We start from the raw sequence: 21,422 nt of genomic DNA, 5'->3' as shown, positions 1-21,422 counted from the left end.
CCTCCCCTCCCGCTCGATCGACTCGTCCCCGAGGAACTCCACACCTCAAGGATGCGGCATCCGCGGCGAAACGAGCAGCGGGCACCCGGTGGGCCCCGTCGCCACCCCCGCCCGCCATGCGGCAGGCGGGGATTTCCGTACCCCCGCTACGACACACCCGGCCCTGCTCAGCGCACCAGGCCCCAGCGGAAACCGAGCGCCACGGCGTGCGCGCGGTCCGAGGCGCCGAGTTTCTTGAACAGCCGCCGGGCGTGCGTCTTGACGGTGTCCTCGGAGAGGAACAGCTCGCGGCCGATCTCGGCGTTCGAGCGGCCGTGACTCATGCCTTCGAGGACCTGGATCTCGCGCGCGGTGAGCGTCGGCGCGGCGCCCATCTCGGCGGAGCGCAGCCGGCGCGGGGCCAGCCGCCAGGTCGGGTCGGCGAGGGCCTGCGTGACGGTGGCGCGCAGTTCGGCGCGCGAGGCGTCCTTGTGCAGATAGCCACGGGCACCGGCGGCGACCGCGAGCGCCACGCCGTCGAGGTCCTCGGCGACGGTGAGCATGATGATGCGCGCACCGGGGTCGGCGGACAGCAGCCGCCGGACGGTCTCGACGCCGCCCAGACCGGGCATGCGTACGTCCATCAGAATCAGGTCCGAGCGGTCGGCACCCCAGCGGCGGAGGACTTCCTCGCCGTTGGCCGCCGTCGTCACGCGCTCGACACCGGGCACGGTCGCGACCGCGCGGCGGAGCGCCTCTCGGGCAAGCGGGGAGTCGTCGCAGACGAGGACGGATGTCATGGCCGTCCTCCGCAGCTGATGCACGTCACCTTGAGCCTCCAGGCTGGTACGAAATCGTCACCTGTGCGGTCGACCGTCTCGGACGCCTGCCCGAGCCCTTGTTGCTTCAACCGCCTCCGCACTCTCAACGACGGTCACTCGAAAGAGTTACGGGGCCGTGTGCCATCTTCGGCACTCTACGTGAGGGCGCGGACACGGTGCAGGCATGCGCGGTGGACCCGCAACGTTTCATCACAAGCCATGCCCCATTCAGACCCTTTTCTTCCCATTTCTTAGTGTCTGAGGCTAGATTCGCAATGAGTCATATTTTCATCTCCTTAGATCGTAGATGTACGGTCGTGGACACCGTATCCGCCCAGAACGGCTACAAGGGGTCACGCAATGGCAGATTTCTCCCGCCTTCCCGGACCGAACGCTGACCTGTGGGACTGGCAGCTCCTGGCCGCCTGCCGAGGGGTGGACAGCTCGCTCTTCTTCCATCCGGAGGGTGAGCGCGGTGCGGCCCGGAGTGCTCGCGAGAACTCGGCCAAGGAGGTCTGCATGAGGTGCCCGGTGCGCGCGCAGTGCGCGGCGCACGCGCTGGCGGTGAGAGAGCCGTACGGCGTCTGGGGCGGGCTGACCGAGGACGAGCGCGAGGAGCTCATGGGGCGGGCACGCCACCGGCTGGTGTCGGCGGCGGCCGGGGACGGCCCTTCGAGCAACTGAGCAACCGAAAGACCGCACAACTGAAGGAACGTTTCTGCGATATGGGCACGCGCACGCGTGCCCCTAATTTTTGCTCCGGGTGCTCCGGGTGCTCCGGGTGCTCCGGGCGCATCTTCTCGGAGCGCGCGCGTCAGCGTTTCGCCGCGCGCGCCAGCTGGTCCAGGGTCGCCGCCACCGCCGGCACCTGAGCCAGGTCGGGCAGCGTGAGCGCGACGATCTCCCGCCGGACCGCCGGTTCCAGCGTCACCGTGCGAGCGCCCCGTGGCCGTACGGACTCGACGGCGAGCTGCGGCAGGACGGCGACGCCGAGTCCCGCGCCCACCAGGCCGACGACCGCCGGATAGTCGTCGGTCGCGAAGTCGATGCGGGGGGTGAAGCCGGCGCTCTCGCACACCTCGACGAGCTGACCGCGGCAGCGCGGGCAGCCGGCGATCCACGGCTCCCCGGCGAGCTCGCCGATGGAGACCGACTCCGCGCGCGCGAGCCGGTGCCTCTCGGGGACGAGAGCGACCAGCCGGTCGGTCAGCAGGGGCTGTACGACGAGGTCGTCCCACTCCTCGGCGCCCGCCGCCCCCTCGTACCGGAAGGCGAGCGCCAGGTCGCAGTCACCCTCGCGCAACAGGGCGACGGACTGCGGCGGTTCGGCCTCCTCCAGGAAGACCCGGGTGCCGGGGTGTTCGGCGCGCAGGGCCGCGAGTGCCGTCGGTACGAGGGTGGAGCTGCCGCTGGGGAAGGAGACCAGCCGGACCCGTCCGGCGCGCAGGCCCGCGATGGCGGCGACCTCCTCCTCGGCCGCGGTGAGCCCGGCGAGGATCCCGGCGGCGTGCCGCACCAGCGCCTCGCCGGCCTGGGTCAGCCGCATCTCGCGCCCGCTGCGGATGAGCAGCGGCGTGCCGACGGACGCCTCCAGTGCCTTCATCTGCTGGCTGACGGCGGGCTGGGTGCAGCCCAGTTCGCGCCCCGCCGCCGAGAAGGAGCCGGTGGTGGCGACGGCGCGCAGCACGCGGAGATGACGGGCCTCGATCACGGAGTCGAGCATAAGCGGGCCTTGGGGAAGATGCCGAATAATGTGTCGCCGCTTTGCCGCCCGCGCCGTACCGTGCCGCCATGAGGCTTCTTTCTGTGAACCTGGGCCGTCCGAAGGCCGTGCCGTACACGGATGGTCCGGAAGGTGTCACCGGCATCGACAAACAGCCGGTGCTGGAGCCGGTGCGGGTGTCGGCCCCCGGCCCCAAGGGCATCGGCGGCAGCGGGCTCGCCGGGGACGCGGTGTGCAAGCGGCAGCACCACGGCGGCGACGACCAGGCGGTGTACGCGGTGGCACGCGAGGACCTGGACGACTGGGAGCGCGAGCTGGGACGGGCACTGCCCCATGGCTCCTTCGGCGAGAACCTCACCACCGAGGGCATCGACGTCTCCGGCGCGCTGATCGGCGAGCGCTGGCGGGTCGGATCCGAGGTGGTGCTGGAAGTCAGCAGCGGGCGGATCCCGTGCGTCACCTTCCAGGGCCATATGGGTGAGGAGCGGTGGGTGAAGCGGTTCACGCAGAAGGGAGCGCCGGGTGCGTATCTGCGGGTGATACGACCGGGCGAGATCCGTGCCGGGGACCCGGTCGAGATCGTCCACCGCCCCGACCACGACGTGACCGTGGCCCTGGTGTTCCGGGCGACCACGACCGAGCGGCGCCTGCAGCCGCGGCTGCTGGTGGCGGGTGAGGCGCTGCACCCGGAGATACGGGCTTGGGCGCGGGAGTACGTGGCGAAGAACGGAACCTGACGAGCGTTCACGGGCCCTGCCCCTCGCCACGTCTCCACTCAGTGGGAGTCCCCGTGCGGAGAGCGGACGCGCACAGTCCGGGTCATTAACCTTGCGCCATGACAACGGCTCTCATCACGGGTTCCACCGCGGGCATCGGCGCCGCCTTCGCGCGACGGCTGGCGGCGGACGGGCACAACCTCGTCCTCGTCGCCCGCGACACCAAGCGACTGCGGGAACAGGCGACCGAACTGCACGACCGGCACGGCATCGAGGCGAAGGTCCTCACCGCCGACCTGGCGACCGACGACGGCATCGAAGCGGTCGCCGCCCGCCTGGCCGACCGCAAGAACCCCGTCGACCTGCTGATCAACAACGCGGGCTTCGGCAACAAGGGCCGCTATCTCGACGTGTCCATGACTGACGAGCTGATGATGCTCAAGGTGCACTGCGAGGCGGTCCTGCGACTGACGTCGGCGGCGACGGAGGCGATGCGGGAGCGGGGCCGCGGGGGCGTCGTCAACGTCGCGTCGGTGGCGGCCTTCCTGCCGCGCGGGACGTACGGCGCGTCCAAGGCGTGGGTCGTACAGTTCACGCAGGGGGCGGCGAAGGACCTGGCGGGGAGCGGAGTCCGGCTGATGGCGCTGTGCCCGGGCTTCGTCCGCACGGAGTTCCACCAGCGGGCCGGGATGGGCACGGACAACATCCCGGGGTGGATGTGGCTCGACGCGGACAAGCTGGTGGCGGCGGCGTTGGGGGATCTGGCGCGCGGGAGGACCGTGTCGATTCCGGATCCTCGGTACAAGGCGATGATGGGGGTGGTGAAGGTGATGCCTCGGGGGGTGCTGGGTGGGATCAGCTCGCGGACCGGGCGGAAGTACGGGCCGCAGTAGGCACCGCACGATCACCACGACGGGCCGTCTTCATGGGGAGCGCCTCCCTGACCACGAGCGGCACCGCATCCGGAAGGCACCTGACCAGGGCGGGCTGGGCAGGGATCCGACCACCGCTGTGCGAGGACAGGGCCGCCGTCACGTCGTTCTGCGCGCCCGGACGGGCCGTCACGAAGAAGGGCGCGATCCCTACGCCCGGTGGCGGGTTCAGTCGGTCAGTTCCCGCTCCCGGCCGACCAGTTCGGGCGGGGCGATCCTGCGGACCTGTTCCCAGCAGGCCGAGCGCACCTGCGGGGCGAGCAGGACACTGTTGTGGTCTCCGGTGACGGCAGGAGGCGCCGAGGGGTCCTGGTGGGAGAATGGTGTTGTTCAGCCGGACCCAGGGGGGCCGGAGGCGGTGTCATGACGTTTGTACAGCTCATCGACTGCAGGACCAGCCGGTTCGAGGAGATGAATCGGCTGATGGACGCCTGGGTCGAGCAGACCCGGGGGAAGCGGACCGCGACGCACGCGGTGGTGGGGAAGGATCTGTCGGACGCGTCGCACTTCGTGGAGATCGTGGAGTTTCCGTCGTACGAAGAAGCGATGCGGAACTCGAATCTGCCTGAGACCGAGCGGGTCTTCCGGGAGCTGGTCGCCCTGTGTGACGGGATGCCGACCTTCACCGACCTGGACGTGGTGCGCGACGAGCAGCTCAACCGCGGAGTCGCGCGGGAGTTCTTCGTGGACGCCGGCCGGGGCGAGGCTGAGGCCATGTTCGAGCGGTTCACGGACGACTACGTGGATCATGATCCCGCCAATCCGCAGGACTTGGGCCTGCGCGGGGCGCGCGAGGAGTACTCCGGCTGGCGGCGGTCCTTCGACTTCTCGTTCCGGGTGGACGACCAGGTCGCCGAGGGGGACCGGGTCTGCACGCGGTGGACCTGGACGGGGCGCCACAAGGGCGAGTTCCTGGGGATCGCGGCCACCGGGCAGGAGGTCGCCATGACGGGGACGACCTGGCACCGGTTCCGGGACGGAATGATCTGCGAGGGCTGGTGGCAGTACGACCGTGCGGGTCTGCTGGAGCAGTTGGGGGCGGTCGCTCAGACCCCGTGACCCGCGAAGGGGAAAACCCCCGCTCCCTTCGGAGTGGGGGTTCCTTCTGCCTTGACCTGGCTCGCCGTGTCAGATCTCCGGCGCGAGCAACGTCAGTCGCAGCAGCGCGGCGACGGCCAGCACCGTGGGGACGGCGTACCACCACCGGCGCAACCACTGTGCCCTGACGAACATCCACGTCAGCAGGGTCAACACAATCGAGAAGGCCAAGCCGATACCGGCCGCGACGCCGGAATTGGTGACGGCTTGCCGGTCCCACGGGCCGTCCGGCTCGACCATGTAGGCCGTGAGCACGACATAGCCCGTCACGAGAGCTCCCAGAGCGACCACTAGTGCGCACACGGCGGTGCCGATCGAGCTGGAGGCCCTCGACCGCCGGCCCTCGCGCACGTCCGCCGTCGGGCTGGAGCTCACCTGAGCGCCTCCTTCGCGTCATCCAGTTTCCGGTCGAAGCCGCGACCATATGCCTGGGCGTCGTCGCTCTCGTAGTAAGGGCCGCCGTTGTAGCGGGCGGCCAGTTCCTGCATCTGGGCGCGGGTCATCTGCTCCGGCGGTACGTCCGCGAACTCGCTCTCGGCCTTGAGCTGGGCCAGGTACTCGGACGCGATGAACATGTTCTGGGCCGGGTCCTTGGTCGCTTCGACGACGGTGTCCCGCTGCATGTCCGTGAGGTTGTTCGGGTCGTACCCGAGTACTTCGGCGGCCCGGCGGACCTGGATGGCGATGGGGCCCATCGAGGTCTGGTCGGCGTCGGTGAGGCCGGGAATGTTCCGTCGTCCTTCGTACGCGGCGTCGTCGAGCCAACCGGGGTCGCCCTCGACCTCCTGCCAGGCGATACCCGCGATCATCTCGGGCGGCAGCCCTGAGTCCGCCGCGGCGGCTCTGATGAGTTCCTTGTTCCCCGAGATGTAGTCTCGACGGCCCTCGTCCGAGTTGGACCACAGCCAGTAGTTGTTGCCCTGGCCCTCCGGCAGACCGTCGACGCGCATCTTGATGCGGTACAGCGTCTCGCTGATGACGACGTCGTCACCCAGCGTGGGAAACTCGTCCACCTTCGGCCCCGCGCCCGGTAGCTGGGCGTAGGGGTTGTCGGTCGCCTGCCGCGCCTCGGCACCCAGCGGGCCCAGGTTCTTGAGGAACTGCCCCGGGTCGCCGAGGGGGCTGCGGAAGTCGGGCAGGGAACGGTACGCGGCCTTGACGTCGGCGACGCACTTCTCGCGCGCCTCGGACTCCACCCGCAGGGCGTCACCGTAATGGCCCTTGGTCTGGTTGTAGTAGCGCTCGGCGTCCTCGCGGATCGCGTCCACGTCGACGGTCAGCTCGGCGAACCAGTCCAGCACGCCGGTGGAGTCCCGGAGGTCCTCCCACTGCCGCAGAGGCTCGGCGGCACGTGCGGTCGGGGTGATCGCGCTGGCCTCCCGGGACATCACCTCGGAGAGTTTGCCCTCGGTGTGCTGCCCGCTCTCGTAGTGGCTCTTGGCCGTGGTGACCGCCTCCGCGTACGAGGAGAGGGCCTTTCCCACCGTGCTGAAGGCTCCCGCCAGGGCGTCGGTGAGTTCCTTGGATTCGCCCAGGCGTTTGACGTACAGGTCACGCGCTTCGCTCTGCCAGTCCACCTTGACCGCCTTGCGGAAGGCGTCGTCGGTGGTGTCGATCAGCTTGTACAGGCGCGTGAACTCCGCTGCACTGCGCCCGATGAGCGCCGGATTGGAGTCGTCCAGGAACTCCACGTCCTTGCGGTAGGCCACGGTGGATCACCGGTCCTTGGCTTCGACGTAGCTCCCCTGGACGAGAACGGCGTTCAACTGCCCACGGACGTGTTGGTCGTACTTGGTGTACGTGGTGTTCGCAGACCTCAGGTGGCCGGCCAGTGCCGCGAGCAGCACGACCGCGTCGTCGTACTGGTCCTTGGCGTAGCGGGCGAAGGTCTCGACGTTCGAGGCCACGTCTGAGTGGGACCGGGGAACGCGGCACATCGTCGCGTTCTCTCCGTCCATCCGCCCCTCGTAGAGGACGCCTGCGATCTCGATGAGCAGATGCGAACTGCCGTCGATGGAGTCCGCGTTCACGGAGAACCCGTCTCCACGAGCACCCGGGCTGCCGGAGGAAGCGCCTCCATCGGCAGGGAGCTGGTTCAACTGCATGTGAGCCGACTGCTGTTGACGCCCCAGGGCATCCGCTTTGAGCTGGCCCCACTCCTCTTCCCACGAACTCATGTCCGCCCCCGTCCGGCTGTGACATTGCCTGAGCACATGTGCCTGTCCATGCCAAGTCTGCCATGAACAGGCCAGGCATGATCACCTGTGAACGGCTTCACCCGCATCGACCGCCATGTCTCCCAAGCATCCGCACACACGCCGAGGCCCGGCACCCTCGCGGGGTGCCGGGCCTCGGTGGTGTGCCGTGCCTCAGTGGGAGTGGCCGTGGGAGTGACCCGCGGCGGCCGGCTCCTCTTCTTCCTTCTTCTCGACGACCAGGGTCTCGGTCGTGAGGAGGAGGGAGGCGATGGAGGCGGCGTTCTCCAGGGCGGAGCGGGTGACCTTGACCGGGTCGATGACGCCGGCCTTGACCAGGTCGCCGTACTCGCCGGTGGCGGCGTTGAAGCCCTGGCCCGCCTCGAGCTCGGCGACCTTGGAGGTGATGACGTAGCCCTCCAGGCCGGCGTTCTCGGCGATCCAGCGCAGCGGCTCGACGACCGCGCGGCGGACGACGGCGACACCGGTGGCCTCGTCGCCGGTCTTGCCGAGGCCGCCCTCGAGCACCTTGGCGGCGTGCACCAGAGCGGAGCCACCACCGGAGACGATGCCCTCCTCGACCGCGGCGCGGGTCGCGGAGATGGCGTCCTCCAGGCGATGCTTCTTCTCCTTCAGCTCCACCTCGGTGGCGGCGCCGACCTTGATCACGCACACGCCGCCGGCCAGCTTCGCGAGGCGCTCCTGGAGCTTCTCGCGGTCCCAGTCGGAGTCGGTGTTCTCGATCTCAGCCTTGATCTGGGCGACGCGGCCCGTGACGTCCGCCGAGTTGCCCGCGCCGTCGACGACGGTCGTGTCGTCCTTGGTGACCGTGACGCGGCGGGCGGAGCCCAGCACGTCCAGGCCGACCTGGTCGAGCTTGAGGCCGACCTCCTCGGAGATGACCGTGGCGCCGGTGAGGACCGCCAGGTCCTGCAGCATCGCCTTGCGGCGGTCACCGAAGCCGGGGGCCTTGACCGCGACCGCGTTGAAGGTGCCGCGGATCTTGTTCACGACCAGGGTCGACAGGGCCTCGCCCTCGACGTCCTCGGCGATGATCAGCAGCGGCTTGGAGGCACCCGCCTGGATGACCTTCTCGAGCAGCGGCAGCAGGTCCTGGATCGAGGAGATCTTGCCCTGGTTGATGAGGATGTAGGGGTCCTCGAGGATGGCCTCCATGCGCTCCTGGTCCGTCACGAAGTACGGCGACAGGTAGCCCTTGTCGAAGGCCATGCCCTCGGTGAAGTCCAGCTCCAGACCGAAGGTGTTGGACTCCTCGACGGTGATGACACCGTCCTTGCCGACCTTGTCCATCGCCTCGGCGATGAGCTCGCCGACCTGCGAGTCCTGGGCGGACAGCCCGGCCACGGCGGCGATGTCGGACTTCTCGTCGATCGGGCGGGCGGTCGCGAGGAGCTCCTCGGAGACGGCCTTGACCGCGGCGTCGATGCCCTTCTTCAGGGCGGCCGGGGAGGCACCCGCGGCAACGTTCCGCAGGCCCTCGCGCACCAGAGCCTGGGCGAGCACGGTGGCGGTGGTGGTGCCGTCACCCGCGATGTCGTTGGTCTTGGTCGCCACCTCCTTCACCAGCTGGGCACCGAGGTTCTCGTACGGGTCGTCGAGCTCGACCTCGCGGGCGATGGTGACGCCGTCGTTGGTGATGGTGGGGGCGCCGAACTTCTTGTCGATGACGACGTTGCGGCCCTTGGGGCCGATCGTCACCTTGACCGTGTCAGCGAGCTTGTTGACGCCGCGCTCGAGGGCGCGACGGGCGTCCTCGTCGAACTTCAGGATCTTCGCCATGGGAGCGTGAGCCCTCTCGGAAATCTAGGTGAAATTAGCCGCGCCCCCGGCGCCCGGCTCATGTGATCGCGGGGGGCCAGGGGCGCAGCTCAAGCAATGTGCTTCGCGGTGAGGCGAAGCGAGGTGAATTACTTCTCGATGATCGCGAGCACGTCGCGGGCCGAGAGGACGAGGTATTCCTCGCCGTTGTACTTCACTTCGGTGCCGCCGTACTTGCTGTAGAGCACGATGTCGCCGACGGCGACGTCGAGCGGAAGACGGTTACCGTCCTCGAAGCGGCCCGGGCCCACGGCCAGGACGACGCCCTCCTGGGGCTTCTCCTTGGCAGTGTCCGGAATGACCAGGCCAGAGGCGGTGGTCTGCTCGGCGTCGAGCGGCTGGACCACAATGCGGTCCTCGAGCGGCTTGATGGCAACCTTGGAGCTGGTGGTCGTCACGATCCGACCTCCCCCTTCGGAGATCTCACGGGGTTAACTGTCTGAGGTGGCGACCAGGTGGATCCGTCGTCGCGGGTGCCGGACCTGCCCGTCGCTAGTTGGCACTCTCCAGGGGGGAGTGCCAGGTCCGAGACTATGACTGTGATTAGCACTCGGTCAAGCGGAGTGCCAATCCCGTGCGGCGCGGCGCCGAGGTTTCCCCCCGGCGTCCGCCCTCGGGGCGCCTGCTGCGGATGCCTGTCCCGCGCCGTCAGTGGCCTGCACCCGTACCGGAAAGCCGGCCTAGACGTAGTCCTCCAGCCGTCCCACCGTCAGCCCTCTCCCCTGGATCTCCCGCAGTACTCGGACGGTTCGTTCCGTCAGCGTGTCGTCGGTCGGTTCGCCCGAGGGCACCGAGACGATGTCGCCCGGCCGCAGGCGGCTCGCGCCGTTGGTGAAGGTCAGCTCGCCGTTCTCCGCCGAGGCCCGCCACAGGACGACCGCTAAGAGGCCGCAGTCGGCGGCGGCGCGCAGGGTGGTGGCGTCGTACGTGCCGTAGGGAGGGCGGAAGAGGCGGGGGCGGATGCCGAAGCGGGAGCGGAGTTTGTCCTGCTGGCCGCAGATCTCGGCGCGCTGTCCGGCGTACGGCAGCCCGCGCAGCGCGGGATGGTCGAGGGTGTGGTTCTGGATGCTCGCGCCGACCGACCGGAGGCGGGCGAATTGGCCGTATCCCGGCCCGGCGACACTGTCCGTGAGGAACATGCTGACCGGGAGCCGCAGTTCACGGACCATGTCGACGAAGCGCGGGTCCTTTTCGGCGCCGTCGTCGTAGGTGAGGAAGACGACCCGGTCGGGGGTGCGGACGCGGTCGAGGACGGGCGGGCTGCCCGGGCGCGCGGCAGCGGGCCGGGCGGCCGGCTTCGGGGCCGGACGCAGCGGGGCGGCGAGTCCCCATCGGCGGTACGGCCGCTCACCCGCGCCTTCGGGGCCGTCCCGGCCCGTCCGCTGGGCCGTCCACTGGGCCGTCTTCTCGCCCGGCCGTTCGGTGGGGGCGACGGACCGGGCGCAGCCGGTGAGGAGGGTGGCGGCGAGCGCGCCGGCCGTCAGCGCCCGCCACTTCACAGGTAGTCCTCCAGGCGGGCCACGGCATACCCCTCCTTGGTGATCTTGTTCAGGAAGCGGCGGATCATGTCCGGCATGGTGCCCTTCCAGATCTCCGGGCCCCGGAAGTGGCTGAGGACGATGTCGCCGGGGCGGATCTCCCGGTCCCACTCGCGGTACTCCCAGCGGTCGACGAAGATCTCCTCGTTCCACAGGGGCGCGTACTTGATGCCGCAGGACGCGGCGGCACGCAGGGTGGCCTCGTTGTAGTTGCCGTAGGGCGGGCGGAAGAGGGTGGGGCGCCGGCCGTAGCGCTCCTCGATCACGTCCTGCATGCCGCAGATCTCGCGCTTCTGGCGGGCGTACGACAAACCGGGCAGGTAGGGGTGACGGAGGGTGTGGTTGTTGAGGGTGACCCCGGCGTCCTGCATCTTCTTGAAGTAGCCGTAGTCCTCCTTGATCAGGTAGTCGCTGAGGAAGGCGGTGTACGGGATCTTCAGTTCGTTCATCATCCGCAGGAACGCCGGGTCCTTCTCGGCACCGTCGTCGATGGTGAGGAAGACGATCTTCTGCTTGGTGGGGACCGTCGTGAAGACCGGTGGCAGGCCGGCGTGGCCGTCCACCTCGAAGCCCTTGCGGGTGGTGATCGTCGGTTTGACGGCAGGCGGGCGCGGGGGCAGGAGCGGGACCGTCCTGAGGCCCCAGCGTTTCGCCGCCGCCACCCTGGCCTGGCGCGCGGCCCTCACTTTGGCCGCGCCCCCCTCCTTCGCGCGCTGCTGGCCGAGGGCCGGCCGCACCTCGGCGCCGCCGCCCTGCGCACAGCCGGAGAGGAGGGCCGCGACGGCGAGAACGGCGATACCGGGCCGCACCGTCACCGCTGACCGCTTTTTGTATGTTTGTCCTACTGTTCGCATGGTGCCGGATCCTCGCAGGACGCCGTCGCGAACCCGGGCCGACACCGCCACCGGAGGCACACCGTCCACCGACTGGCCCACAATGATCCGGTGAACGACCTTGCCCCCCTCCTCACCCCCGAGGGCCGCGCCCTCCTCGACGCGGTGCGCGGCACCGCCCCCGCCGACGAACTCGCCGTCGCCACCCGGCTGCGCCGCGAGCACCCCGCCGAACTGGTGTCGGCGGCGCTCGGGCAGGCGCGGCTGCGGCAGCGGGCGGCGGCGAAGTTCGGGGCCGAGGACGCCGGGCGGATGTTCTTCACGCCGAACGGCGTCGAGCAGTCGACCAGGGCGAGCGTGGCGTCGTACCGGGCCGCGCGCTTCCGGGCGGAGGGCGTGCGGTCCGTCGCCGACCTGTGCTGCGGGATCGGCGGGGACGCGATCGCGCTCGCCCGGGCGGGGATCAGGGTGCTCGCCGTGGACCGGGACCCGGCGACGGCGGCGGTGGCCCGGGCGAACGCCGACGCGCTCGGGCTGGCCGACCTCATCGAGGTGCGGGAGGCGGACGTCACGGAGGTGGAGACCGCCGGCTACGACGCCGTGTTCGTCGATCCGGCGAGGCGTGGCGGGCGCGGCCGGATCTTCGACCCGGAGGCGTACTCGCCACCGCTGTCCTGGGCCGTCCAGGCCGCCCGTACGGCGTCCCGCGCCGCCGCGCTGAAGGTCGCCCCGGGCATCCCCCACGAGGCCGTCCCCGCCGAGGCGGAGGCCGAGTGGATCTCGGACGGCGGGGACGTCAAGGAGGCGGTGCTGTGGTTCCGCACGGAGCCGGGGACGGTACGGGCGACCCTGCTGCCGGGCCCGCGGACGCTCCTCGGCCGGGGCCTGCCCGACCCCCGGGTCCGGTCCGTCGGCCGGTACCTGTACGAGCCCGACGGCGCCGTCATCCGCGCCCACCTGGTCGCCGAGGTCGCCGAGGAGCTCGACGGCGGGCTGATCGACCCCACGATCGCCTACATCACGGCCGACGAGCGGCACGTGACCCCGTACGCCTCCGCGTACGAGATCACCGACCGACTGCCCTTCAACGTGAAGAAGTTGAAGGCCCTGCTGCGGGAGCGCGAGGTCGGCATCCTGACCGTGAAGAAGCGGGGCTCCGCGGTCGAGCCGGAGGAACTGCGCCGCAAGGCCCTGCCCAAGCAGCACGGCCCGAACTCGGCGACCGTGTTCATGACGCGGGTCGCCGGGGCGCCGACCATGCTCGTCGGGCACCCCGTCTGACTCAGGAAGCCCCGGCCTCGGCCGCCCGCCTCAGCAGCAGTTCCCGTTCCCGCGTGTTGTGCGTCAGCTCCGCCGCCCGCAGGAACTCCGCCCGCGCCTGAGCCGTACGGCCAAGACGCATCAGCAGATCGCCCCGCACGCTCGGCAGCAGGTGGTAGTCCCGCAGGGCCGGTTCGGCGGCCAGGGCGTCGACGATCTCCAGCGCCGGGCCCGGGCCGTCCGCCATCGACACGGCGACCGCGCGGTTGAGTTCGACGACCGGGGAGGGGGCGCGGGCGGCGAGCAGGGAGTACAGGGTGGAGATCGTCCGCCAGTCGGTCTCCTCGTAGGAGTGCGCCATCGCGTGGCAGGCGGCGATCGCGGCCTGGAGGGCGTAGGGGCCCGGGGCGCCGGTGGCTTCGGCGCGGCCGAGGGCGGTGATGCCGCGGGCGATGAGCATGCGGTTCCAGCGGCGGCGGTTCTGGTCCTTGAGGAGGACGGGCTCGCCGTTCGGGCCGGTTCGGGCCGCGGACCGGGACGTCTGGAACTCCAGCAGGGCGGTCAGGCCGTGGACCTCGGGTTCCTTCGGCATCAGGGCGGACAGCACGCGGGCCAGCCGCAGGGCGTCCTCGCACAGGCCCGGGCGCAGCCAGTCGTCGCCGGCCGTGGCGGCGTAACCCTCGTTGTAGATCAGGTAGATGACGTCGAGGACGGAACCGAGGCGGGCCTCGCGGTCGGGGCCGTAGGGGACCTCGAAGGCGATGTTCCTGGCCGCCAGCGTCCGCTTGGCGCGCACGATGCGCTGGGCCACCGTCGCCTCGGGCACCAGGAACGCGCGGGCGATCTCGGGCGTGGTCAGGCCGCCGAGCAGACGCAGGGTGAGGGCGGTGCGGGCCTCGGCGGACAGGACCGGGTGGCAGGCGGTGAAGACCAGGCGGAGCAGGTCGTCGTCGATGTCCTCGGGGTCGGCGGGCTCCTCCGGCGGGGCCGCGTCCGTGAGGGTCCGGCCGATCTCGGCCAGCTTGCGGGTGTAGTTCTCCCGGCGCCGGATCAGGTCGACGGCGCGGTGCCGGGCGGTGGCCATGAGCCAGGCGCCCGGGTTGTCGGGGACGCCGTCGCGCGGCCACTGTTCGAGGGCCGCGACCAGCGCGTCCTGGGCCAGTTCCTCGGCGATGCCGACGTCCCGGACGATGCGGGCGACGCCCGCGATGATGCGGGGCGACTCGATCCGGAAGACGGTTTCGACGGCTCCGCGCGGGTCCTCCGCGGCTCCGCGCGGATCTTCCGCGGCTCCGCGCGGGTCGGCGGTGGGCTGTGGTGTCACAGCCCACCATCAGACACCCGCACCGGCCTGCCGCCAAACGCTCAGCCGGTCCTCAGCCGGTCCTCAGCCGGTCCTCAGCCCTCGGCGATCTCCCGCACCTCGCACGTCACCGTCCAGTGCTCCTCGTGCACCTTCAGGAACCGCTTGGTCCACTCGATCGCCTCGGCCTTGTCCTTGGCCTGGACGATCGCGTAACCGCCGACGACTTCCTTGGCCTCCGTGAACGGCCCGTCCGTGACGGACAGCTGCCCGCCCTCCCAGCGCACCCGGCTGCCCTGCGCGGTCGGCGTCAGCCCGGCGGTGTCCAGCAGGACCCCGGCCTTCGTCATCTCGTCGATCAGCTCGCCCATCCGCTGCATCAGCTCGGGGCTGGGGCCCTCGGCGGGGGCGGTGGACTCGTCGATCTGGACCAGGGAGAGATAGCGCGGCATGGTGCCGCCTCCTCGTGTCGTGGGCCGGGCTGTTCCCGGCCTCTCACCCCTGCGTCGACCGGGCGGCACCCGGATCGACAGGGTCGAGGAAAATCTTCCGGGTTTTCCCGCGTGTCCGCTCAGCGCAGCGATTCCCACAGCTCGCCCGCCTCCGGCTCGTCGGCCACCACCCGGTTGGAGTCCGAGGGTGCGGTCACCACCGGCATCGTCACCGTCGTCACCCGGTCCGCCGACAGTACCTTGAGGCTTTCACCCAGGCGCATCAGCTCGGTCAGGGAGTCGAGGCCGGTGTCCGTGGTGAGGCTGCCGGTGACCGCGTCGGCGACCCGGTACAGCTTGGCGGGGTCGGACAGCAGGTTCGTCGAGGAGATCTGTTCCAGCAGGGCCTTCACCAGCATCTGCTGGAGACCTATGCGGCCGAGGTCGCTGCCGTCGCCTATGCCGTGCCGGGTGCGGGCGAGCGCGAGGGCCTGGTCGCCGTCGAGTTCGTGGGTGCCGGCCGCCAGCTTCAGGTGGCTGTCGTCGTCGTCGATGTCCTGGTCCGTGGTGACGGTGACCCCGCCGAGCGCGTCCACCAGCTTGGCGAAGCCCGCGAAGTCGATCTCGATGTAGTGGTCCATGCGGACGTCGGTGATCGACTCGACCGTCTTGACCGCGCACACCGGCCCGCCCACCGAGTACGCGCCGTTGAACATCGAGTTGTACGCCACCGCCGTCGTCCCCCCGGACGACCGCGGGCAGGACGGCCGGGTGACGAGCGTGTCGCGGGGGATGCTGACCACGGTCGCCGTCGTACGGCCCGCGTCGAGGTGCACCACCATCGCCGTGTCGGACCGGGCGCCGGAGCTGTCGCCGCCGCCGAGCTCCTGGTTCTCCTCGCCGCTGCGTGAGTCCGAGCCGAGGACGAGGATGTTCAGCGCCTCGGTGGGCAGCGGGGAGGCGGTGGCCGACGCGGAACCGGACGGGGTCGGTGTCGTCACCGCCTTCGCGGGGCGGTCGTCGCCGAGCGCGTTGTTGATGTCGACGCTCTTGATGTTGCTGTTGAGGTGCCAGTAGGCCCAGCCCGCCGCGGCGGTGCCCAGCACCAGTGCGCCCGCGAGTGTGAGACCGGCGGCCTTGAGCGCTGTCGACCGCCGGCCCCTCCGTCTGCCCTCGTCGCCGTTCTCTTCACGTCCGGTCACGGGAGGAACGTAAGTCCGAATTATTAGGAGAATGTTAGGGACGGGATCGGGGGACGGTTTTCTTCAGAAAATCTCACCTTTCTCAGGGCAGTCTCACCCCAGTGTCACCACCGGCACCGGATTGCTCCCGCTCCACGACGCGTTGAACCCGAAGGTGACCGACCCGCCGTCCGGGACCGTCCCGTTGTAGGAGGCGTTGGAGCAGCTGACCGCCGTCCCCGTCTGGGTGCAGGTGGCGTTCCATGCCTGGGTGATCCGCTGGCCGGCGCCATACGTCCAGCCGGCCTTCCACGACGACAGCGCCGCCCCCGCACAGGCGATCCGCACCTGCCCGGTGAAGCCGGCGTTCCACTGACTGGTCACGCTGTACGTCGCCGTGCAGCCCTCCGTGGACTGGCTGCCGCCGAGCGCCTGAGCGATCGCGTGGTACGCCGGTTTCGGCGCGTAGTTCTCGTCGTACGGCGTCGCCGCGCCCTGCCCCGGGAAGGTGTCCGGGATCCAGGAGTCGGAGTCGGTGAAGCCCCACACCGTGACGCCGACGCACCGGGCCACCGCCACGCACGCGCCGACGACCGCCCTGTAGTCGGCGGCCTGCTGGGTCAGCTTCGCGTTGTCGGACGGCAGTTGCATCCGGATGTCCAGCTCGGTGATCGCCACGTCCACGCCGAGGTCGGCGAAGCGCTGGATGTTCTGCTGGAGCGTGGACGGCACCTGGCCGACGATGAGGTGGGCCTGGAGCCCGACCCCGTCGATCGGGACGCCGCGCTCCTTCAGGGACTTGACCAGGTTGTACAGGGCGGTGCTCTTCGCGTTGACGCCCTCGACGTTGTAGTCGTTGATGTAGAGCCTGGCGGCCGGGTCCGCGGCGCGCGCGGCGGTCAGGGCCTGGGCGATGTAGTCGGCGCCGAGGCCGTTGTACCAGAGGGTCTGACGGTAGGTGCCGTCCTCGTTGAACGGTTCGTTGACCACGTCCCAGGTGGCCAGCCGGCCCTTGTACCGGCCGACTTCCAGCGCGATGTGGTCGTTCATCAGCCGGCTCAGCTGGGCCGCGGTCCAGGTGCCGTTCGTCAGCCAGCCCGGGTTCTGGCTGTGCCAGACCAGGGTGTGGCCGCGCACCTGCTGTCCGTTGGCCTCGGCGAAGGCGACGATCTGGTCGGCCTCGGCCCAGTCGAAGGTGCCCTGGGCCGGCTCGACCGAGGCCCACTTCATGGCGTTGCCGGGGGTGAGGGCGTTGAACTCGCGGGCGGCGGTGTCGCCGTACGTCCCGGTGAGTTTGGATCCGGTGACCGCCGTGCCCATGACCTTGCCCTTGGCGTCGGCGAGGTCGCGCAGGGGTGTGTCGGCGGCGTGCGCCGCGGGCGCCGCGACCAGCAGCGCGCCGAGCAGGGCGACGCCGCTGAGCAGTGATGTGAGGGTTGAGCCCGATCTCAGAGATCTCATTGCGGGTGCCTCCGAAAGTTTCGGTCGAACAACCGACTGGCTTCGGAGCAGTGTGGGGTGCGTCACCACACCGGTCAATACGGAAACAGGCCTCCCCGCGACCTCCGCACCGGCACGTCCTACGCCGTGGGCGGCGTCCCGGTACTGGCCCGCACCACCAGACTCGTCGCCAGCTCCACCCGGGTCGCCGCCGACGTGGCGCCGGCGTCGCGCCCGAGGTCGAGGACCAGCCTGGCGGCCGCCTCCGCCATCTCCGTCAGGGGCTGTCGTACGGTCGTCAGCGGCGGCCCCACCCACGGCGCCACCGGCAGGTCGTCGAAGCCGACCACGCTCAGGTCCTCCGGGATCCTGAGCCCCAGCTCGCGCGCGGCCTCGTACAGCCCGAGCGCCTGGAGGTCGTTGCCGGCGAAGACGGCGGTGGGCCGGTCCGGGCGGCGCAGGAGCTCCAGGCCGCGCCGGTAGCCGGCCTCGTGGTGGAAGTCGCCGGCCGCGATCAGCCCCGGGTCGACGGGCAGTCCGGCGGTCTCCAGGGCGGCCCGGTAGCCGTCGATGCGGGCGCGGCTGCACATCATCCGGGACGGTCCGCTGATCGCGCCGATCCGGGTGTGCCCGAGCTCGACCAGATGCCGGGTGGCGGCGAGGCCGCCCTGCCAGTTGGTGGCGCCGATGGAGGGCACGTCGGCGCCCGGGTCGCCGGCCGGGTCCATCACCACGAACGGGATGGAGCGGCTGCCGAGCAGGGCGCGCTGGGACTCGTCGAGCCCGGACAGTACGAGGATCACGCCGTGCGGCCGGCGGGCGGCGACCTGGTCGGCCCAGGTCCGCCCCGGGGTCAGCCGCCCCGCGCTCTCGCTGAGCACCACACTCAGCCCGGCGTCCCGCGCCACGTTCTCCACGCCCCGGATGACCTCCATCGCCCAGGCGCTCTCCAGCTCGTGGAAGACCAGGTCGATCAGGGGCGAGCGGCTCGCCTCGGCACGCCGGCGCCGGTAGCCGTGCGCGCGCAGCAGGCCCTCCACGCGACTGCGGGTCGCCGGGGCGACATCGGCACGGCCGTTGAGGACCTTCGAAACTGTCGGCGCCGAAACACCGGCCTCGCGGGCGATCTCGGCGAGCGTCGCGGTCTGCGCGGACCGTCCGGCCCTTGGGGCTGTCGTCCGGGTTTCTGCGGGCTCCGGGGGTGTCATGGCGGCGATCGTATCCCTGCGCGACCTCTTGACGAACCCCTCTCACCGCCCTAGGTTCCCAAAACATTCGACTTACATCTCGAAACATTCGCGAGAGGGCCATCGACCCCGACAGGAGTTACATGACCACCGCCCCCTGGCGTGACCCCGCCCTGCCCGCCGCCGCCCGCGTCGACGACCTCCTCTCCCGGATGACCCTGGAGGAGAAGACCGCCCAGCTGTACGGCGTGTGGGTGGGCGCCGCCACGGACGGCGACGGAGTCGCCCCCCTGCAGAGCGAGATGACCACCGACTACGACTGGGACGAGCTGATCACCCACGGCCTGGGCCAGCTCACCCGCCCCTTCGGCACGGCCCCGGTGGACCCGGCGCTGGGCGCGCAGGCACTGGCCCGCGCCCAGCGCCGCATCGCCGACGCCGGCCGCTTCGGCATCCCCGCGATCGCCCACGAGGAGTGCCTGGCCGGCTTCACGGCCTGGCAGGCCACCGCCTACCCCGTGCCGCTCGCCTGGGGCGCGGCCTTCGACCCCGCGCTGGTCGAGGAGATGGCCCGCCGCATCGGCGAGGACCTGCGCTCGGTCGGCGTCCACCAGGGCCTCGCCCCGGTCCTGGACGTCGTACGGGATCCCCGGTGGGGCCGCGTCGAGGAGACCATCGGCGAGGACCCGTACCTGGTCGGCACGGTCGGCGCCGCCTATGTCCGCGGCCTCGAATCGGCCGGGATCATCGCCACGCTCAAGCACTTCGCCGGGTACGCCTCCTCGGCGGGCGCCCGCAACCAGGCTCCCGTGCGCGCGGGGGTCCGCGAGTTCGCCGACGTGGTCCTCCCGCCGTTCGAGATGGCTCTGCGGGAGGGCGGCGCCCGCTCGGTGATGGCCGCGTACACCGACACGGACGGCGTCCCCGCCTCGGCCGACCCCGGCCTGCTGACCGGACTCCTGCGCGAGCAGTGGGACTTCACCGGCACGGTGGTCGCCGACTACTTCGGCATCGGCTTCCTGCAGACCCAGCACCGGGTGGCGGGAACCGAGGCGGAGGCGGCGCACGCGGCGCTGTCGGCCGGCGTCGACGTGGAACTGCCGACACTCAGGTGCTACGGCAAACCGCTGCTGGAGGCGGTCAGGGCGGGCGCGGTCCCGGAGTCCCTGATCGACCGGGCGGTCCACCGGGTGCTGCTCCAGAAGTGCGAACTGGGCCTGCTGGACGAGGACTGGGACCCGGAGCCGGCCGGCCGCATCAACCTCGACTCGACGGCGAACCGGGCGGTGGCCCGCCGCCTGGCTCAGGAGTCGGTGGTGCTGCTGGACAACCCGGACGGCCTGCTTCCCCTGGCCCCCGACACACGCGTCGCGGTGGTCGGCCCGAGGGCGGCGGACGCGCTGGCGATGCTCGGCTGCTACTCGTTCCCCTCCCATGTCCTCACACAGCACCCCGAGGTGCCGACGGGCGTGGACATTCCCACGCTCCTGGAGTCCCTGCGGGCCGAACTCCCGGACGCCAAGGTGGCGTTCGCTCAGGGCTGCGGGGTGTCGGACCCGGACACCTCCGGCTTCGAGGAGGCGGTGGCACGGACGGCCGAGGCGGACGTCTGCGTGGCGGTACTGGGCGACCGGGCGGGCCTGTTCGGCCGGGGCACCTCGGGCGAGGGCTGCGACGCGACGGACCTGCGGCTGCCGGGAGTCCAGGCCGAGTTGCTGGACACTCTGGTGGCGACCGGCGTCCCGGTCGTCCTCGTCCTGCTCACCGGCCGCCCGTACGCCCTGGGCCGCTGGGAGGGCCGGCTCGCCGCCGTCGTCCAGGCGTTCTTCCCCGGGGAGGAGGGCGGCCCGGCGGTGGCGGGAGTGCTGTCGGGCCGCGTGAACCCGTCCGGCCGGCTGCCGGTCAGCGTCCCGCGCGTCCCCGGCGGCCAGCCCTGGACGTACCTGCAGCCGCCGCTGGGCCTGCGCGCGGACGTGAGCAACCTGGACCCGACACCGCTGTACGCCTTCGGACACGGCCGCTCCTACACGGAGTTCGTGTGGGAGGACTTCCAGGGCGGCCCGGCCCCGGAGATGGACACCGACGGGACGTACGACGTGTCGGTCACGGTCCGCAACGCGGGCGACCGCGCCGGCGCCGAGGTCGTCCAGCTGTACCTGCACGACCCGGTCGCCACGGTCACCCGCCCCGACGTCCGCCTGATCGGCTACCGGCGCCTGGAGCTGGAGCCGGGCCGGTCCTCGCGGGTCACCTTCCGCTTCCACCCGGACCTGTCGGCGTTCACCGACCGTTCCGGCCGAAGGGTCGTCGAACCGGGCGCGCTGGAACTGCGGCTGGCGGTCTCCAGCGCGGACGTACGCCACACGGCCCGGCTGACCCTCACGGGACCGGTGCGGGTACTGGGTCCGGACCGCAGGCTGCACTGCGAGGCGGAGGTGTCCGGCGTGGACTGACCTCGGCCGCCTCGGCCGCTACGCCCGCCATGAACCGAGGACGAGCCATCGCCGCGGCGACCGCGCAGCCCGCCGCGTCGGAGGCATGGCGGGCGCCGGGACGGGGCGCCCGGCGCCAAGGCGGGGCGTGCTCGGTGCCGATGCGGGGGCGTGGTGGCCGCCCCGGCGGAGGGATGGTGACCGCCGGGCGGGGCGCATGGCGACCGCCGCGCAAGGCATGGTCGCGCCAGGCGTGCTCGGCGCCGCAGCGGGGGGCGTGATGGCCGCCCGGCGGAGACACGGCGGCCGCCCCGGCGGAGGCACGGTGACCGCCGAGGCGGGAGCATGGTCCGCGCCGCGCAAGGCATGGTGACCGCCGAGGCGGGAGCATGGTCCGCGCCGCGCAAGGCATGGTCGGCGCCAGGCGTACTCGGCGCCGGAGCGGGGGCGGGGTGGCTGCCGGGGCGGGGCACGCTCGGCGCCGAGGCGCAGGCATCGTCGGAGCCAGGCATGC

General features: G+C 71.1%; 20 protein-coding genes. 6 read left to right on the top strand and 14 right to left on the bottom strand.

Annotation, left to right across the window (positions count from 1 at the left end):
- Positions 1–167: 167 nt before the first annotated feature.
- On the bottom strand, positions 168–779 hold the full coding sequence (locus tag ACZ5XS_RS00215; RefSeq protein WP_003948568.1) for a response regulator transcription factor: 612 nt from the start codon (positions 777–779) through the stop codon (positions 168–170).
- 381 nt (positions 780–1,160) lie between these two features.
- Here ACZ5XS_RS00215 and ACZ5XS_RS00210 point away from each other — a divergent pair, with 381 nt between their 5' ends.
- Complete coding sequence (locus tag ACZ5XS_RS00210; RefSeq protein ID WP_468646861.1) at positions 1,161–1,484, top strand: WhiB family transcriptional regulator; 324 nt, start codon at positions 1,161–1,163, stop codon at positions 1,482–1,484.
- 130 nt (positions 1,485–1,614) lie between these two features.
- Here the strand turns inward: ACZ5XS_RS00210 and ACZ5XS_RS00205 are convergent, their stop codons facing one another.
- Entirely contained in the window at positions 1,615–2,511 is an 897-nt protein-coding gene (locus ACZ5XS_RS00205; protein ID WP_468646859.1) for a LysR family transcriptional regulator, read from the bottom strand.
- Positions 2,512–2,591: 80 nt separating this feature from the next.
- Here ACZ5XS_RS00205 and ACZ5XS_RS00200 point away from each other — a divergent pair, with 80 nt between their 5' ends.
- The 3 genes from ACZ5XS_RS00200 to ACZ5XS_RS00190 all read left to right on the top strand — a co-directional run bounded on the left by ACZ5XS_RS00200 (position 2,592) and on the right by ACZ5XS_RS00190 (position 5,230).
- The gene (locus tag ACZ5XS_RS00200; protein WP_468646857.1) at positions 2,592–3,260 is read left to right on the top strand and encodes an MOSC domain-containing protein; all 669 of its coding nucleotides are present in this window, start codon (positions 2,592–2,594) and stop codon (positions 3,258–3,260) included.
- A 98-nt stretch (positions 3,261–3,358) separates the two neighbouring features.
- Positions 3,359–4,132: an SDR family NAD(P)-dependent oxidoreductase gene (locus tag ACZ5XS_RS00195; RefSeq protein ID WP_468646855.1), complete on the top strand. Its 774-nt coding sequence runs from the start codon at positions 3,359–3,361 to the stop codon at positions 4,130–4,132.
- Positions 4,133–4,534: 402 nt separating this feature from the next.
- Positions 4,535–5,230, top strand: a complete 696-nt coding sequence (locus ACZ5XS_RS00190; RefSeq protein WP_468646853.1) for an ester cyclase — start codon at positions 4,535–4,537, stop codon at positions 5,228–5,230.
- A gap of 69 nt (positions 5,231–5,299) precedes the next feature.
- Here ACZ5XS_RS00190 and ACZ5XS_RS00185 read toward each other — a convergent pair whose 3' ends face one another.
- The 7 genes from ACZ5XS_RS00185 to ACZ5XS_RS00155 form a co-directional block, all read right to left on the bottom strand.
- A complete protein-coding gene (locus ACZ5XS_RS00185) occupies positions 5,300–5,539 on the bottom strand; it encodes a hypothetical protein (protein WP_468646851.1) in 240 nt (79 codons plus the stop codon).
- A 101-nt stretch (positions 5,540–5,640) separates the two neighbouring features.
- On the bottom strand, positions 5,641–6,978 hold the full coding sequence (locus ACZ5XS_RS00180; RefSeq protein WP_468646849.1) for a hypothetical protein: 1,338 nt from the start codon (positions 6,976–6,978) through the stop codon (positions 5,641–5,643).
- Positions 6,979–6,984: 6 nt separating this feature from the next.
- Positions 6,985–7,299, bottom strand: a complete 315-nt coding sequence (locus ACZ5XS_RS00175) for a hypothetical protein (RefSeq protein ID WP_468646848.1) — start codon at positions 7,297–7,299, stop codon at positions 6,985–6,987.
- Positions 7,300–7,638: 339 nt separating this feature from the next.
- Positions 7,639–9,264, bottom strand: coding sequence for a chaperonin GroEL (gene groL, locus ACZ5XS_RS00170; protein WP_468646846.1), 1,626 nt, complete (start codon positions 9,262–9,264; stop codon positions 7,639–7,641).
- A 128-nt stretch (positions 9,265–9,392) separates the two neighbouring features.
- Complete coding sequence (gene groES, locus ACZ5XS_RS00165; RefSeq protein WP_171145943.1) at positions 9,393–9,701, bottom strand: co-chaperone GroES; 309 nt, start codon at positions 9,699–9,701, stop codon at positions 9,393–9,395.
- Positions 9,702–9,983: 282 nt separating this feature from the next.
- Entirely contained in the window at positions 9,984–10,802 is an 819-nt protein-coding gene (locus tag ACZ5XS_RS00160) for a polysaccharide deacetylase family protein (protein ID WP_468646844.1), read from the bottom strand.
- Positions 10,799–11,695 carry a polysaccharide deacetylase family protein gene (locus tag ACZ5XS_RS00155; RefSeq protein WP_468646842.1) on the bottom strand — a complete coding sequence of 299 codons (897 nt, stop codon included), beginning with the start codon at positions 11,693–11,695 and terminating at the stop codon, positions 10,799–10,801. Before ACZ5XS_RS00155 ends, ACZ5XS_RS00160 begins: the two co-directional genes overlap by 4 nt.
- A gap of 90 nt (positions 11,696–11,785) precedes the next feature.
- On the opposite strand from ACZ5XS_RS00155, the gene ACZ5XS_RS00150 reads away from it, so the two are divergent.
- Positions 11,786–12,955: a THUMP-like domain-containing protein gene (locus tag ACZ5XS_RS00150; protein WP_468646840.1), complete on the top strand. Its 1,170-nt coding sequence runs from the start codon at positions 11,786–11,788 to the stop codon at positions 12,953–12,955.
- 1 nt (position 12,956) lies between these two features.
- Here ACZ5XS_RS00150 and ACZ5XS_RS00145 read toward each other — a convergent pair whose 3' ends face one another.
- The 5 genes from ACZ5XS_RS00145 to ACZ5XS_RS00125 form a co-directional block, all read right to left on the bottom strand.
- A complete protein-coding gene (locus ACZ5XS_RS00145) occupies positions 12,957–14,258 on the bottom strand; it encodes an RNA polymerase sigma factor (protein ID WP_468646839.1) in 1,302 nt (433 codons plus the stop codon).
- Between the two features lie 74 nt (positions 14,259–14,332).
- On the bottom strand, positions 14,333–14,689 hold the full coding sequence (locus tag ACZ5XS_RS00140; protein ID WP_217235189.1) for a YciI family protein: 357 nt from the start codon (positions 14,687–14,689) through the stop codon (positions 14,333–14,335).
- A 119-nt stretch (positions 14,690–14,808) separates the two neighbouring features.
- On the bottom strand, positions 14,809–15,870 hold the full coding sequence (locus tag ACZ5XS_RS00135) for an LCP family protein (RefSeq protein ID WP_468646837.1): 1,062 nt from the start codon (positions 15,868–15,870) through the stop codon (positions 14,809–14,811).
- A gap of 93 nt (positions 15,871–15,963) precedes the next feature.
- Positions 15,964–17,310, bottom strand: coding sequence for a glycoside hydrolase family 10 protein (locus tag ACZ5XS_RS00130; protein WP_468646835.1), 1,347 nt, complete (start codon positions 17,308–17,310; stop codon positions 15,964–15,966).
- 119 nt (positions 17,311–17,429) lie between these two features.
- Positions 17,430–18,497 (bottom strand): LacI family DNA-binding transcriptional regulator, encoded by a 1,068-nt coding sequence (locus tag ACZ5XS_RS00125; protein ID WP_468646833.1) that lies wholly within the window; start codon positions 18,495–18,497, stop codon positions 17,430–17,432.
- Positions 18,498–18,619: 122 nt separating this feature from the next.
- Between ACZ5XS_RS00125 and ACZ5XS_RS00120 the strand changes: the two genes are divergently transcribed.
- The gene (locus ACZ5XS_RS00120; protein ID WP_468646831.1) at positions 18,620–20,929 is read left to right on the top strand and encodes a beta-xylosidase/alpha-l-arabinosidase; all 2,310 of its coding nucleotides are present in this window, start codon (positions 18,620–18,622) and stop codon (positions 20,927–20,929) included.
- Positions 20,930–21,422 lie beyond the last annotated feature (493 nt).

This window comes from Streptomyces sp. NPDC033131 (assembly GCF_055578365.1).
The sequence above is the reverse complement of the archived record's forward strand: the minus strand, read 5'-3'. Positions and strand labels throughout refer to the sequence as shown.

Coding starts and splice junctions, on each gene's coding strand:
- ACZ5XS_RS00140 (WP_217235189.1), bottom strand. CDS start 14,689: ATGCCGCGCTATCTCTCCCTGGTCCAGATCGACGAGTCCACCGCCCCC.
- ACZ5XS_RS00130 (WP_468646835.1), bottom strand. CDS start 17,310: ATGAGATCTCTGAGATCGGGCTCAACCCTCACATCACTGCTCAGCGGC.
- ACZ5XS_RS00190 (WP_468646853.1), top strand. CDS start 4,535: ATGACGTTTGTACAGCTCATCGACTGCAGGACCAGCCGGTTCGAGGAG.
- ACZ5XS_RS00210 (WP_468646861.1), top strand. CDS start 1,161: ATGGCAGATTTCTCCCGCCTTCCCGGACCGAACGCTGACCTGTGGGAC.
- groL (WP_468646846.1), bottom strand. CDS start 9,264: ATGGCGAAGATCCTGAAGTTCGACGAGGACGCCCGTCGCGCCCTCGAG.
- ACZ5XS_RS00215 (WP_003948568.1), bottom strand. CDS start 779: ATGACATCCGTCCTCGTCTGCGACGACTCCCCGCTTGCCCGAGAGGCG.
- ACZ5XS_RS00125 (WP_468646833.1), bottom strand. CDS start 18,497: ATGACACCCCCGGAGCCCGCAGAAACCCGGACGACAGCCCCAAGGGCC.
- ACZ5XS_RS00200 (WP_468646857.1), top strand. CDS start 2,592: ATGAGGCTTCTTTCTGTGAACCTGGGCCGTCCGAAGGCCGTGCCGTAC.
- ACZ5XS_RS00120 (WP_468646831.1), top strand. CDS start 18,620: ATGACCACCGCCCCCTGGCGTGACCCCGCCCTGCCCGCCGCCGCCCGC.
- ACZ5XS_RS00155 (WP_468646842.1), bottom strand. CDS start 11,695: ATGCGAACAGTAGGACAAACATACAAAAAGCGGTCAGCGGTGACGGTG.
- ACZ5XS_RS00195 (WP_468646855.1), top strand. CDS start 3,359: ATGACAACGGCTCTCATCACGGGTTCCACCGCGGGCATCGGCGCCGCC.